This window comes from Microbacterium sp., assembly GCF_036277215.1.
In the GTDB taxonomy this organism is placed as follows: domain Bacteria; phylum Actinomycetota; class Actinomycetes; order Actinomycetales; family Microbacteriaceae; genus Microbacterium.
Genome location: NZ_DASUNI010000239.1, coordinates 1 through 13,235, shown reverse-complemented (window position 1 = coordinate 13,235; position 13,235 = coordinate 1). Strand labels below are relative to the sequence as shown.

The 13,235-nt window shown below is 68.7% G+C and carries 13 protein-coding genes, 2 tRNA genes and 1 pseudogene; 4 read left to right on the top strand and 12 right to left on the bottom strand.

Going from position 1 to position 13,235, the window contains the following annotated elements; all coding sequences use genetic code 11:
* The coding region (locus VFX99_RS11845; RefSeq protein ID WP_329666495.1) for a phosphate ABC transporter ATP-binding protein at window positions 1-466 on the top strand (466 nt) is incomplete at its 5' end.
* Window positions 467-496: 30 nt separating this feature from the next.
* Here the strand turns inward: VFX99_RS11845 and VFX99_RS11840 are convergent.
* From VFX99_RS11840 to sigK, 4 genes are all read right to left on the bottom strand, one after another.
* Complete coding sequence (locus VFX99_RS11840) at window positions 497-1,381, bottom strand: aminodeoxychorismate lyase (RefSeq protein WP_329666494.1); 885 nt, start codon at window positions 1,379-1,381, stop codon at window positions 497-499.
* Window positions 1,382-1,543: 162 nt separating this feature from the next.
* Window positions 1,544-2,182, bottom strand: a complete 639-nt coding sequence (locus VFX99_RS11835; protein ID WP_329666493.1) for a DNA-directed RNA polymerase subunit beta — start codon at window positions 2,180-2,182, stop codon at window positions 1,544-1,546.
* 36 nt (window positions 2,183-2,218) lie between these two features.
* A complete protein-coding gene (locus VFX99_RS11830) occupies window positions 2,219-3,022 on the bottom strand; it encodes an anti-sigma factor (RefSeq protein WP_329666492.1) in 804 nt (267 codons plus the stop codon).
* Window positions 3,019-3,621, bottom strand: a complete 603-nt coding sequence (gene sigK / locus VFX99_RS11825) for an ECF RNA polymerase sigma factor SigK (protein ID WP_329666491.1) — start codon at window positions 3,619-3,621, stop codon at window positions 3,019-3,021. The genes VFX99_RS11830 and sigK overlap by 4 nt, the downstream gene beginning before the upstream one ends.
* A 266-nt stretch (window positions 3,622-3,887) precedes the next feature.
* On the opposite strand from sigK, the gene VFX99_RS11820 reads away from it, so the two are divergent.
* Both VFX99_RS11820 and VFX99_RS11815 read left to right on the top strand, forming a co-directional pair.
* Window positions 3,888-4,553, top strand: a complete 666-nt coding sequence (locus VFX99_RS11820; RefSeq protein ID WP_329666490.1) for a fasciclin domain-containing protein — start codon at window positions 3,888-3,890, stop codon at window positions 4,551-4,553.
* A gap of 174 nt (window positions 4,554-4,727) precedes the next feature.
* Window positions 4,728-4,800: transfer RNA gene (locus VFX99_RS11815), tRNA-Lys, on the top strand.
* Window positions 4,801-4,980: 180 nt separating this feature from the next.
* On the opposite strand, the gene VFX99_RS11810 is transcribed toward VFX99_RS11815, so the two are convergent.
* The 4 genes from VFX99_RS11810 to VFX99_RS11795 are packed head-to-tail and all read right to left on the bottom strand — an operon-like array spanning window position 4,981 to window position 9,197.
* Window positions 4,981-5,646 (bottom strand): DNA alkylation repair protein, encoded by a 666-nt coding sequence (locus VFX99_RS11810; protein WP_329666489.1) that lies wholly within the window; start codon window positions 5,644-5,646, stop codon window positions 4,981-4,983.
* The gene (locus VFX99_RS11805) at window positions 5,643-6,176 is read right to left on the bottom strand and encodes a GNAT family N-acetyltransferase (protein ID WP_329666488.1); all 534 of its coding nucleotides are present in this window, start codon (window positions 6,174-6,176) and stop codon (window positions 5,643-5,645) included. The genes VFX99_RS11810 and VFX99_RS11805 overlap by 4 nt, the downstream gene beginning before the upstream one ends.
* Window positions 6,169-6,750 carry an isochorismatase family protein gene (locus tag VFX99_RS11800; protein ID WP_329666487.1) on the bottom strand — a complete coding sequence of 194 codons (582 nt, stop codon included), beginning with the start codon at window positions 6,748-6,750 and terminating at the stop codon, window positions 6,169-6,171. The genes VFX99_RS11805 and VFX99_RS11800 overlap by 8 nt, the downstream gene beginning before the upstream one ends.
* Window positions 6,747-9,197, bottom strand: coding sequence for an MMPL family transporter (locus tag VFX99_RS11795; protein ID WP_329666486.1), 2,451 nt, complete (start codon window positions 9,195-9,197; stop codon window positions 6,747-6,749). Before VFX99_RS11795 ends, VFX99_RS11800 begins: the two co-directional genes overlap by 4 nt.
* 57 nt (window positions 9,198-9,254) lie before the next feature.
* Here VFX99_RS11795 and VFX99_RS11790 point away from each other — a divergent pair, with 57 nt between their 5' ends.
* Window positions 9,255-10,220: an EamA family transporter gene (locus VFX99_RS11790; RefSeq protein WP_329666485.1), complete on the top strand. Its 966-nt coding sequence runs from the start codon at window positions 9,255-9,257 to the stop codon at window positions 10,218-10,220.
* A gap of 34 nt (window positions 10,221-10,254) precedes the next feature.
* Here the strand turns inward: VFX99_RS11790 and VFX99_RS11785 are convergent, their stop codons facing one another.
* The 4 genes and pseudogenes from VFX99_RS11785 to VFX99_RS11770 all read right to left on the bottom strand — a co-directional run.
* Window positions 10,255-10,650, bottom strand: a complete 396-nt coding sequence (locus VFX99_RS11785) for a hypothetical protein (RefSeq protein WP_329666484.1) — start codon at window positions 10,648-10,650, stop codon at window positions 10,255-10,257.
* A gap of 76 nt (window positions 10,651-10,726) precedes the next feature.
* Window positions 10,727-10,799: transfer RNA gene (locus VFX99_RS11780), tRNA-Thr, on the bottom strand.
* An 84-nt stretch (window positions 10,800-10,883) separates the two neighbouring features.
* Complete coding sequence (locus VFX99_RS11775) at window positions 10,884-12,446, bottom strand: alpha/beta hydrolase (RefSeq protein ID WP_329666483.1); 1,563 nt, start codon at window positions 12,444-12,446, stop codon at window positions 10,884-10,886.
* Window positions 12,443-13,235: pseudogene (locus tag VFX99_RS11770) on the bottom strand (DNA polymerase III subunit delta'); the annotation flags it as partial. The gene VFX99_RS11775 and the pseudogene VFX99_RS11770, both read right to left, overlap by 4 nt.

The window sequence follows — 13,235 nt, the reverse complement described above, 5'->3', positions numbered from 1 at the left end:
CGTGCTGGCGGGTGTGAAGCTCAACAACAAACGCATCTCCAAGTCCGACGCGGACGCCCTCGTGGAGCGCTCGCTCACCGGAGCGAACCTGTGGAACGAGGTCAAGGATCGCCTCGACAAGCCGGGCTCGAGCCTGTCCGGCGGGCAGCAGCAGCGCCTCTGCATCGCACGTGCGATCGCCGTGTCGCCTCAGGTGCTCCTCATGGACGAGCCCTGCTCGGCTCTCGACCCGATCTCGACCTATGCGATCGAAGAGCTGATCGGCGAGCTGAAGAACGACTACACGATCGTCATCGTCACGCACAACATGCAGCAGGCATCCCGCGTCTCGGACCGCACCGCGTTCTTCAACATCGCGGGCACCGGGAAGCCGGGAAAGCTCATCGAGTACAACGACACCCGCTCGATCTTCACGACCCCGAGCGTGCAGGCGACCGAGGACTACGTCTCGGGCCGATTCGGCTGACCCTCGGGGTCGGACGGCACGCGGCTCGGCTCAGTCGCGCGGGCTGAGCAGGTATTCGTTCAACCGCGCCGTGAAGTCCGCATCTATCGCGATGGGCGTGCCGTCGATCTCCGAGATCGGCGCGGCGAGCCGGACGGACGACACCAGCCACGCGGCATCCGCCGTGTGCAGCTGCGTCGTCGGGACGTCGCGGTACTCGGTGGCGAGGCCCTGCTGCTCGAGCCACGCGAAGGCACTCAGCTGCGTCGTCCCCTGCAGGATGCCGCCGTTCGGCGCGGGCGTCAGATACACGTCGTCGATCCGGAGGATGAGGGACGCGGTGGGAGCCTCCAGCACGATCCCGTCGGACGAGACGAAGATGGCGTCATCCGCCCCTCGCCGTTTCGCCTCGCGGATCGCCGCCATGTTGACCGCGTACGACAGGGTCTTCGCGCCGAGCAGCAGCCACGGCGCGCGGGCCGGTACCCCGCTGTCGTAGCCGCGATCGAGCGTGACGACCCGCACGCCGCGTACACGCACCTGCGAGAAGTCCGCCGCGCGGGCGGCGGTGATCCACGCGGTCGGCGCCGGTCCGTGGTCGACGCCCCGACTCAGGATGAGCTTGATGACGCTCTCCCCCGGCCCGCAGCGACTCTCGGCGAGGGCGACCGCCTCGCGCCACTGCTCGAGGTTCGGTGCCGGAAGGTCGCACAGCTCCGCCGAGTGAGCCAGGCGGTCGAGGTGGGCCTGCACCTCCTGCGCGTGGCCGTCGATCACGCCGACGGATTCGAAGATGCCGTCGCCGCGCTGAGTGCTGAGCTCACCCACACTCAGGGCTGGTGCGGCCGGGTCGACCTCCGTGAACGTCGGGGTGAAGTCAGTGCGCGCATCGTCGGGTTCCGCAGGATCGATCATGAGCGCGAATCGCCAGGCCATTGTCCGAGCCTATCGAGCGCGTGTGGCGGGAATGCCGACCGGGGGTGCTCGGTTACACTGGAACAGCCGGGCCGCAGTAACCCCGGGCTCCATCTTCTGCCGCTGCGAGCGGCTCCGCGCCGAGAGGCGTTCTGCGGCCCGGCACTTTCTGCCTCGGCCCCGTCAGGTCAGCGACTCGCGTCGCCAGAGCGAGGCGCACGCCGACAGATCGGTCGCATAGTCGGCCAGGCGCAGCGCGCGTGTCGTGAGCGCCGACGCACGCTCGGGCTCGGTGGCCTCGTAGTCGTCGGCGAGGTGGCTGGCACCGGACGCCTGCACTCGGCTGAATGCGGCCGCCCGGTCGAGGGCGACCGCGAAGTCGCCCTGGAACAGACCGCGCAGGATCGTGTCGACGAGGTCTACCAACTCGTCAGGACCGGCCGGCGTCGGCGCTCCGGCCACCACGGGATCGACGGACGAGATCTCGACCCGACCACGCTCGTAGAGCAACGCGGCGGTCTGCGGATCGTCGTGGATCATGAGCTGTATCAGGTACAGCCGCCACAGCGCGCCCGGGAGCGACCGTGACGGCGACCGCGACCAGAGTTCGGCGATGTCGTCGATTCCGTGCTCATCGGTGAAGGCCACGAGTCGCTCCACCACCACGCCGTCCGGATCCTCCCGCGCTCGTGCCAGCAGCGCGTGAGCCGTGGAGTGGGCCACGCGGGAGACTTCCGCAGGATCCTCGGCGGCGAACCGTCGGTCGAAGAGTTCGCCAGGCCGCCTCACGGGCTTGTGGAAGCCCCTCGAATCGTCGCTCACCCTTCCAGGCTACCCGCGGAAGCGGAACGGGAGCCGCTACGAATCCTGCGTCGCTATGGCGACGATCGGATCCGACGTGGGTTGGCCGGTGGGCGATCCGCCCGCCGCCTCGACAGTCACGGCGATCACGTCCCCCGGTTGCATGGAGCCATCGAGCAGAGCGGTCGTGCTGCCGTCGGCAGCGGCGAACACCCCCGCCGAGATCGGATCGCCGTCTCGGACGAACCACAGCTCGTAGCTCTGGTCATCGGCGAGGGCGGGCAGTCCGTCCGTGACGAGCACGGCCTTGCCGACCGACTCGGACCAGTGCGCGGTCGCCACGCCCCCGTCGGACAGGTTCACGGTCTCGGCCTGTGCGTCGGGTGCTGATTCGATCTCGTTGAGGGCGACGACGGATGCCGGAGTGCTCAGCTGCTGGCTGACGAACGCCGCGCCCCAACCGACGCCGACGAGGATCGCGAGCGACGCGGCGAGTGCGAACCACGCACGCGCGCCCCAGCGGCGCGGAGCCGTCGTCTCGGCCGGAACGGTCGCATCGCGCTGGTCGGAGCGCAGCGCTGCGCCCCGCTCCGGGGGTGCGATGTCTGTAGATGCGGCTCCCACGTGGCCGGCCTCGCCGGGGGCGCCGATCCGCGCGAGAAGCGCGGCCCGCACGCCGGGCGGCGGAGCGACCTCGGGGACGTCTTCGGCGAGAAGGGCCGCGGTCGCGGCATCCGTCGTCACGTGGTGCTCCCACTCCGGATGCTGTCGGCGCGCGGTCTCGAAAGCTCTCTCGTCGTCGGGTGACAACGCGCTCAACGCATAGCCGGCCGCCAGTTCGGCGAACTCCTGCTCGTTCACGATGCCACCCCCATTTCCACCCTCAACCGGGACAGGCCGTCCCGCATCCTCGTCTTGATCGTCCCCAGCGGCGCCCCCACAAGCGCCGCGATCTCGCTCTGACTGTAACCCCCGTAGTACGCGAGGGTCAGGGCCTCGCGCTGCGGATCAGGCAGGGTCGAGAGCGCTTCGGAGACACGCTGACCTTCGATCCGCAGCTCCACTTCTTCGGCCACGCCGTCATATGCGACGCCGATATCGCGGAAGCCCGCTCGGACGTCACGATCGGTACTCGCCTGAGCGGACCGCACGCGGTCTACCGCTCGGCGATGTGCGATCGTGAGAATCCACGACCTTCCCTGCCCTTTGTTCGGAGCGAACCGACCGGCGGATTGCCAGATCTCCAGGAAGACCTCCTGGAGCACCTCTTCGCTCTGCGAGCGGTCGACCAGCACCCGGAGGATGAGACCGAACACCCGCGGCGAGAGCATGTCGTAGAGCCGGGCGAACGCCTGCTGGTCGCCATTCGCGATCAGCAGCAGCAGCTCACCGGCGTGGTCGATCGAGTCCGCGCCTTCTTCCGGCACGTTCACACCATCGATCACCACACGTACAAGCATGCCCTAGTACCTTTCAGGCGATCGCCCGCGACCCGAGGGTTGACGGCCTGATCGTGATGCTTCCTCCATCGCGCACCCGCGCGCGAGGTGCACATCATCTTCGGCGCGGCCGGCGTTTCGGTTTGCTCGGCAGTAATCGAAGCGGATGTCGGAAATGCCCCATCCGATCGGACGAGGGCGCCGAAGACATCTTTGTAGGCCGCCTCGAGTGGCCACAGCACCACTGGCTGCGGCACCGTTCGGCGCTGCGAAACTAGGAGGACAAGATGTCCCGCAAGAAGCTGTATCTGCTCGGCCTGCCGGTGGCATTCGCCGCCGCCATCGCGCTCAGTGCCTGCTCCTCAGGAGCGAGCTCGACCACCACCGAGGCGACCACCGCGCCGCCCGCCGCCGCCGAAGAGTCGATGGCACCGGAAGCGGAGATGGATCCCGCGGCCAACCTCGTCGGAACCGGCTGCGCCGGCTACGCCGAGGCAGTGCCGGACGGCGCCGGCTCGGTTGCCGGAATGGCCAAGGACCCGGTGGCCACAGCCGCGTCCAACAACCCCATCCTGACCACGCTCACCGCAGCGGTCTCGGGTCAGCTGAACCCCGACGTGAACCTCGTCGACACGCTGAACGGCGACGAGTTCACGGTCTTCGCGCCGACGGACGACGCCTTCGCCAAGATCGACGCCGCGACCATCGAGGTCCTCAAGACGGACTCTGCCCTGCTGAGCGGCATCCTGACCTACCACGTCGTCCCCGGCCAGATCGTCCCGGACGACATCGAGGGTACCCACACCACGGTGAACGGTGCGGACCTCGAGGTCACTGGAAGCGGCGACAGCATCATGGTCAACGGCCAGTCCGCCGTCATCTGCGGTGGCGTTCAGACCGCCAACGCGACCGTGTACCTCATCGACACGGTGCTGATGCCGCCGGCGATGTGATCAAGCTCCCGGCTTCGGCCGGGGCCCGAAGGCGTGCGTCAGCATGCCGGGGGTCTGGGGCAGCGCCCAGACGGAACAGAACGACCGTCGATGCCTGCGAGGTGGCGTCGGCGGTCGTTCTGGTTTCGGTGGATGCTCCGAGCCTTCTGCCGAGCCGAAGTAGGCTGGTTGCGAGGGCCTCTAGCTCAGTCGGTAGAGCATCGGACTTTTAATCCGCGGGTCGTGGGTTCGAGCCCCACGGGGCCCACGAAGAAGCGCGACGCCCACCGGGGCGCCGCGCTTCTTCACGTGCTCCGTGTATCGCGAGGACTACACGGTGGGCACTGCTTCGAGCCCCACGGGGCCGACGTGCTACCGCGAGACTGCACTGGGATGTCGAGACTGCGGGGTTCACCCGCAGTCTCGACGCCCGGTTGCAGTCTCGCGGTCAAGGATGCGGGGCGAGGGCCGTGCGGGCCGTGCGTCTCGCGGCGGCCGACAGGTCGGCGCCGCGCCGCTTCAGGAACTCCTCCAGTCGCCCGCGGTCGACCCGCCCGATCTCGCGGAGCGCGACTCCGACGTTGGTCTGCACGAGGTGCTCGGGATCCGCCGCGAGGATTTCGCACAGCGCCAGCGGGTCGTCGAGGTCGCCGGCGCGAATGATCCAGAACGCCGCGGTGACCGCCGCCCGCCGGTGCCACCGATCGTCGGAGCGCGCGAGCTCGAACAGCGGGTCGCGCGGTTTGTCGAGCAGGTACCAGCCGACGACGCGCGGAGCCGAGCGGTCGATGTAGTCCCATGTGTCGATGCGATCGAGCCGCCGCATCCACAGCTCGTACAGCGCCGCGCGGTCGACGTTCTTCGCGCGCGCCTTGAAATCGAGGATGCTGACCGCGACCATCCGGTCCTCGTACGTGTCTGAGACCAGCAGCTGATCGACGTCGTCCAGGGTCATCGCAGTGTGAGCCTTCGCGATGTCGAACACGGTGCCCATCCGCACGCCGATCACGCGCATCGCCGGGTCGGTCATCCGCTTCTGGATCTTCACCCGCTGATCATCGGATGCCGCCCCACGCAGCGCTGCGCGGACCGCCTCGACGCCCGAACCGCTCACAGCGGGCGCACCATTTCGCGCTCCACGCCGTTCGGCCCTTGCGACGTGGACCCGGTCGGGACGAACCCTGAGCGCAGATACGCACGCTCAGCGCGGATGTTGTCTTCGTGCACGTCGAGTGCCAGCTCCGTCATCCCGCGGCCGCGTGCCCAGTCCGCCGCGGCATCCATCAGGGAATCGAGCACGCCGCGGCCCCGATGCGACGGGCGCACGTAGACGGCGACCACCAGCGCCCGGTCGTCGACGCGAGCCCGGCCGAAGTAGTCGACGCTGCCGGGTTCGTAGACCAGAACGGTGACCGTTCCCACCCAGTCGCGCCCGGCCTCGGCGATGAACTGTGCCGCCGATTCGCTCAAAGCGGCGCCGGCGGCGCGCTCCTGCCAGAACTCCGCGGGACGCGCGGCCTCCTCATCGAGCGTCTCGAGGAACGCGATCCCGGCGACGGGGTCGCGCAGCGCTTCGAGGCGGATGCTGCGCAGGCGATCGCCTTCGCTCAGCAGCACCCGCCGAACGGGCGTCGATTCAGGCACCGGAATGGACGAGGTCCGCGCCGGCGTGTGCGATCTCGGCGAGAGCCTTCTCGCTTGACTCGGGATGCACGCCCGCCACCAGGTCGGTGAAGACCCGGACGTGCCGGCCGTGCTCGATGGCCTCGAGCGCCGACGCGCGAACGCAGTAGTCGGTGGCGAGCCCGGCCACGTCGATGTCGATGATGCCGTGCCGCTCGAGCAGCTGCGATGCAGTGGTGCCGTCATCGGCGACCCCCTCGAAGAGGGAGTACGCCGGCTTTCCCTGACCCTTCTTCAGGTGATGCGTGACGGCGGATGTGTCGAAGCCCTCGTCGTACTCCGCACCGTAGGTTCCGGCCACGCAGTGCGGCGGCCACGTGTCGACGAAGTCGGGTTCGCCGGATGCGAAGTGCCCGCCGTTGTCATTGTCTGCGTCGTGCCAGTCCCGAGAGGCGACGATGATCTCGTAGTCGCCGGCGTGTGCGGACAGGAACCTCGTGATCCGCTCTGCGACTTCGTCGCCGCCGGCCACTCCGAGCGCGCCGCGCTCGGTGAAGTCGTTCTGCACGTCGACGAGAAACAGTGCTCTGGTCATGAGTCGAGGGTACGACGGTACTCTGCGCGTGTCAGTGGACGGCCGTCCTGGCCGACGAGCTCGGAGGGCGTTTCGTCTCGCTGCGCTCGCTCAACGACCGAACGCACAGCATCACCCGGCGTTTCGTCGCCCGCTCGCTGAACGACCGAAGGCGAAGCATCATCGCCCGGCGTTTCGCCGCCCGCTCGCTCGACGGCCGAGGGCGCAGCATCCGTGGCTTCGATACCTTTCCGCCACAGCCGGGAGGGCCACCAGATCGCCGGGCCGACATCGTACGAGACGGCGGGCACCAGCAGCGATCGCACCACGAATGTGTCCAGCAGCACCCCGAACGCAACGATGAACGCGATCTGAGCGAGGAACAGGATCGGGATGACACCGAGCGCCGCGAAGGTCGCCGCCAGGACCAGCCCCGCAGAGGTGATCACACCGCCCGTCGCCACGAGACCGCGCAGGATGCCGGGGCGCGTACCGTGGGCAAGCGACTCCTCGCGCACCCGCGACATCAGGAAGATGTTGTAGTCCACGCCGAGTGCGACGAGGAACACGAAGCCGTACAACGGCACCGCCGGATCTGCGCCGGGGAAGCCGAGCACATTGTTGAAGACGACTGCGCTGACCCCCAGCGCTGCACCGAACGACAGAATCACGCTCAGGATCAGCAGCACCGGAGCGAGGATGGCACGCAGCAGCATCATCAGGATCAGCAGGATCACCAGCAGCACGACGGGGATGATGACGGCGCGATCGCGGATGGAGGTGTCGTTCGAGTCGATGTCGACCGCCGTCACACCGCCGACCAGCGCGGTTCCGTCGCCCAGCGCCCCGGTGAGCCCGGATCTCACGTCTCGCACGGTCTGCGCCGCGGCCACGGAGTCTGCGGCATCCGCCAATGTGCCGACCAGCAGAACGTCGCCATCGGCGGTCGTCGGTGTCGGTGCCGCGGTCCCCGGCGGTCCCGGCGACGAATACACCGCCTCGCCGTCCTCCACGGTGACGGATGCCTGTCCGGTCGGCGAGTCCTCGGAGGCCACGACCACCGATTCGATACCCGCCGTGCCCTCGAGCACCTCCACGGCGGCGGCGACGTCCTCCTCCGGAACGAGGACGTACACGGGGCTTCCCGAGCCGGCAGGGAAATGCTCGGCGAGCGCCTCCTGGCCGTCCCGTGCCTCGGACGCGCCCAGAACCAGGTCGCCTGACGGCACGCCGTCCGCCTTGAGCTGCAGGACGCCGAACGCGGCGACCAGCAGCACGAGGCTGCTGATGATCCACACGCGGCGCGCGCGACGCGCGACGAAGCGCGCCTGACGCGGCCAGAAACCTCCCCCTGGGTCCGCCCCGGACCTCCTGCTCGCTGACGCCCGGCCCACCGGCTGCGTCAGGTCATCCGGGATGAAGATCGTCCCCTGCTTCGGAATGAACGGCCAGAACGCGGCCTTGCCGAAGATCGCCAGCAGAGCCGGGAGGAAGGTCAGCGCCGACAGCACCGAGAACGCGATGCCGATCGAAGCGATCGGACCGAGGGCGCGGTTGGTCGCGAGGTCGGACAGCAGAAGGCAGAGCAGCCCCGCGATGACGGTGCCGCCCGAGGCCACGATCGGCTCGAAGGCGCCGCGCCATGCCCGCGCCGTCGCTTCCCATCGTCCGGCGCCGGTGCCGATGGCCTCGCGGAAGCGAGCGACGTACAGGAGCGCGTAGTCGGTGGCCGCGCCGATCACGAGGATGAAGAGGATCCCCTGCACCTGCCCGTTGAGCACCACGATTTCGGCGTACGCGAGCCACCACACGGTCAGCAGCGCCACGCACAGGGCGAACAACGAGGTCATCAGCACCAGGATCGGCAGCAGCGGTGATCGATAGACGATCACAAGGATGACGAAGACCGCCATGAGCGCGACCAGGAGCAGGAGTCCGTCGATGCCGAGGAACCCCTCGACGAGGTCGGCGGTGAAGCCGGCCGGGCCGGTCACCCACGCTTGGAGGTCGTCGGGAACCTCCTCCTGAACCAGAGTGCGCAGCTCTTCGACGATGGGAGGCGACTCACCCTCCGCTTCGATCGGCACGAAGATCTGCACCGCTTCCCCGTCCTCCGACGGGATCGGGGGCGAGACGCCGTCGAGAACGCCGGGAACCTCGGAGATGTCATCGGCGAGCGTCTGCAGATCCGCGAGCTGCCGCTCGTCGAGCGCCTCATCACCGGTGACCACCACGACGGCGGGGATGATCCGGCCGCCGAGGAAATCGGGAAGACGCTCGCTTACTCGCGTGGCATCCGCACTCTCGGGCAGGAACGATGACTGGTCGTTCGTGGAGACTTCGTCGACCTTGCCGAAGTAGGGTCCGCCGACGGACCCTCCGACGAGCCACACCAAGATCAGCAGAACGGGGATGCCGATCCTCAACCACCGGGAAGGCTGCCTGCCCGATGAGCGAGAAGGATGCATATCGCTAGCTTAGCTAGCGAAAAGTGCAGGCAAGCAACTCCCTAAGCTGGAGCGACCATGCTCTCGGCCGGACTCGCCCTCGTCGGCGCAATCATCTACGGCGCGGCCGACTTCCTCGGTGGACTCGCCGCCAAACGACTGCGCTCGATCGTCGTGACCGCCGTGGCCGCGGCATCCGGACTGGTCATTCTCGCGGTCGCCTTCCCGTTCATCGGAGGCGAGTGGTCGGCTCCCGACATCGCCTGGGGTCTGCTGTCCAGCATCTTCGGCGTCGTCGCCATCGCCCTGCTGTACGCGTGCCTGGCGATCGGCCCGATGAGCATCCTGTCGCCGCTCACCGCCGTCGTATCGGCCATCGCCCCGATGCTCTGGGGCCTTCTCGTGAACGGCGAGACCCTGTCGCCGGTGGGCTACGCCGGCCTGGCGGTCGCCCTGGTGGCTGTCGTGCTGGTGGGGTTCATCCCGGGCCAGAAGGTCGTGCGACCGAGCACCCGCGGATTGCTGATGGCGGTCGGTGCCGGTCTCGCGATCGGCGCGTTCCTGATCGTGATCGATCAGACCAGCGACGAGAGCGGACTGGCTCCCCTGATCGTGAACCGCGCGACCAGTACGGTGGTCACGCTGGCGATCGTCGCTGTGCTCGCCCTTCGGGCGGTCCGGTCAGGACGGCCTGCCGGTTCGGTTCTCGAGGTGTCGGGCCCCATCGTCGGTGCGACCCCGACGGGCCATGCCGACCTCGAGCATGCGGCCGCGGCGGCGCCCGCGGGCAACGGAGTCCCGGCATCGCGCTCGCGCGCCTGGTGGCTCGCGATCATCTGCGGACTCGTGGATGCTGCGGCCAACTCGATCCTGCTGCTGGCGCTGCGCACGGGCGATCTCTCGATCGTCTCGGCGCTCACCGCGCTCTACCCTGCGGGAACGATCCTGCTCGCCGCAGTCGTCCTGCGTGAGCGGGTGGCCGCTGTGCAGTGGCTCGGGCTCGCGCTCGCCCTTCTCGCGGGCGGGATGCTGGCGCTCGCGTGATCGCGGATCGTGCACTCTCGCGGCCGCACCGGAGTCAGCCGCGCGAGAACAGCAAGACGTAGGAGACGATCAGAGCCACCAGCCCGAGGGCGAGGAGGCCGGCCGCCAGGAGCGAGATCGCGCGCACCAGCGGAGAGTGGTGTGTGAGCCGCATGCGGTTGTGCCATCCGCGGCGGGAGTAGATGTCGTACATGCCGGCGTCGCCGATGATGTGCAGCTGTTCGTGGGTCAACGGCGCTTCGTTCACTCCGCCGTCTTCGTCGAACCACCGCACGACCTTGCCGTGCTCGGTCGGCTCGACCACCGCGCGCACCGGAACCCAGGTGCCATCGAGGAGGTAGGCCACCAACGCGATCCCCGCCAGCAGCGCGCCGGCGCCGAAGCCGACCCAGGTGAAGATCTCCACGACCGCATCGATCGCTGCGTCCATGTCGCTGACCCACCCCTGTCGCTGATCTGGTTCAGGGCCTACGACAAGGCCGCGGAAGCGGTCCTTGACTCATCTGAGCCACCTAAGGGAATCGAACCCTTGACCTATTCATTACGAGTGAATCGCTCTGCCGACTGAGCTAAGGTGGCGCGCCGCGCTTGCGCGATGCACGATCATCGATCTTACAGGGTCGCCGGAGCACCCGCGAACGCGCCGGGCCCCCGGCATCCGCTCTACTCGCAGCGAAGGCCGTCCTCGGGAACGATGCCCTGCAGCAGGTACGTCTCGACCGCCGCATCGACGCACGCGTTGCCCTTGTTGTAGCCGGTGTGGCCTTCGCCCACACGCGTGATCAGCACTCCGGACTCCAGCTGGTCGGCGAGCGCCACGGCCCACTCGTACGGGGTCGCGGGATCGTTCGTGCTCCCCACCACGACGATCGGGGCCGCGCCCGCCGCCGCGATCGGATCGTTGGTGCCGGTCGCGGGATACGGCCAGACTTCGCACGGCGTCGGGGTGAACCAGTAGGGCGCCACGGTGGGCGCTTCGGCCGCGACCAGCGCCTGGTCGGCAGCCTGCTCCTCGGCGGTGGCGTCGCGAGGCTGATCCATGCAGTTGTACGCCCAGAACGCCTCCCACACGTTGGCGGAGTACTCGCCGCCCTCGCGTCTCAGATAGAAGTCCGTCAGCTGGAACGCGATCCCCGGGTCGCCTTGGAGTGCATCGGCCAGGGCGGCCGTGAGCGCGGGCCAGCTCCCTTCGGCATACAGTGCGGCCACGATGGCGGTCTGCAGCGATTCGGCGCCGAGCAGACGCCCATCGGGTCCCTCCAGCGGTGACTGTTCGACGCCTGCGAGCAGGGTTCCGAGGTCTGCCAGCGCTTCGTCCACGGTCCCGCGGAAGGGACATTCGGGTGTGTCCAGGCAGTCCGCCATGTAGGCGCGCAGTGCGGATTCGAAGCCCACACCCTGGATGGCGTTCGCTCTCCCGGGTGACACGGTGGGGTCGACCGCGCCGTCGAGGACCAGTCCGCCCACGCGATCGGGATAGAGCTTGGCGTAGGTCGCGCCCAGGAACGTGCCGTAGGAGTAGCCCAGGTAGTGCAGCTCCGTGTCGCCGAGCACTGCACGCAGCAGATCCATGTCGCGGGCCGAGTTCTCGGTCGTGATGAACGGAAGGATGCCGCCGCTGTTCGCGTCGCACGCGTCGACGAAGGCCTGATTCCACTCGGTGCGCTCCTGGATCCACCGTTCGGATCCGCGTGGCGCTTCGGCGATGTCGAACAGGAACGAGTCCATCTCCGCCGCATCGTGGCAGCGCACGCTCGTGGATTGCGCAACGCCGCGCGGGTCGAAGCCGATGACGTCGAACTGCTGCTGCAGCGACTCCCCGACGGCGAAGTCGACGCTCTCCCGGATCAGGTCGACACCGCTGACGCCGGGCCCTCCGGGATTGGTCAGCAGCGACCCGATCGCGGTGCCGGAGGTTGCGCGCTGGCGGATGACCGACAGCTGGATGTCACCGGCGGCGGGATCCGCCCAGTCGAGGGGCGCGGTGATCATCGTGCAGTCGAAGTCTCCGCAGGCCGACCACGACAGGGTCTGCTCGTAGAAGGGGAGCAGCTCGCCAGCGACCCCCTCGGCATCGGGGGTGGGGCTCGCGGTCGACCGCGGCTTCGTATCCGGGATGATCGCCTGCAGGCATCCGGAAAGGGCGGCGGCGGCGGCGAGTCCCGCGACGAGTGCGACGAGCCGTGTGGTGCGCCGGGTCGGGCGAAGCTGTCCGGTGGACTTCACGGGGTCCTTCCGCTCGCGACGGTCACGAGCATGCTCTCCAGAGCCAGCGTGGGCGCGACGTTCTGCTCGAGGTTGCGTCGGGTGTCGGCGATCTGATCGAGGACGACGAGCGTGCGCTCCGCCGTCCACGCCGACGCGAGCGCATACAGCTCAGGCGCGAGTTCGCGGTTGATGAGGTCGCCGTCGGCCGCGCCGCCGCGGTCGAACTGCAGCATGACCACGTCGCGGAACATCGACTGCAGGTCGGTGAGCACGCGGTCGATTCCGTCTCGGAGGCTGCGGGTCGCGCGACGCTTCTGGTCGTCTTCGAGCGCGCTCAGCTGGGAACGGACCGCGGGCGGCACGGCGGCGCCTTCGGCGATGCCCAGTGTGCGCAGGAGGCCCGTCCGTTCGGCGTCGTCCCGTTCCGCGGTGAGCGCCTTCGCGTCTTCGGTGGCCGCCTGGACCACGCGTCCGGCGACCTCGACGGCGTCACCGACTCCCCTCACGGCGAGCACGCCGCGGAGCATGTCATTCCGGCGGGCGCGGGCCGCGGCATCCGTCGCCAGTCGCTGCGCCATGCCGATGTGGCGCTGAGCGTGGCGGGCCGACTGCTCCGCGACAGCAGGATCGGCTCCGGTCCGCTGGGCGATGAGCCGAGCCACGTCCGCGATATCGGGTTCGCGCAGGCGGAGGGTGCGCACGCGCGAGCGGATCGTCGGCAGCAGGTCGGCCTCACTCGGCGCACACAGCACCCAGACGGTTCGCTCGGGCGGCTCTTCGAGCGCCTTCAGCAGGACATTGGAGGTG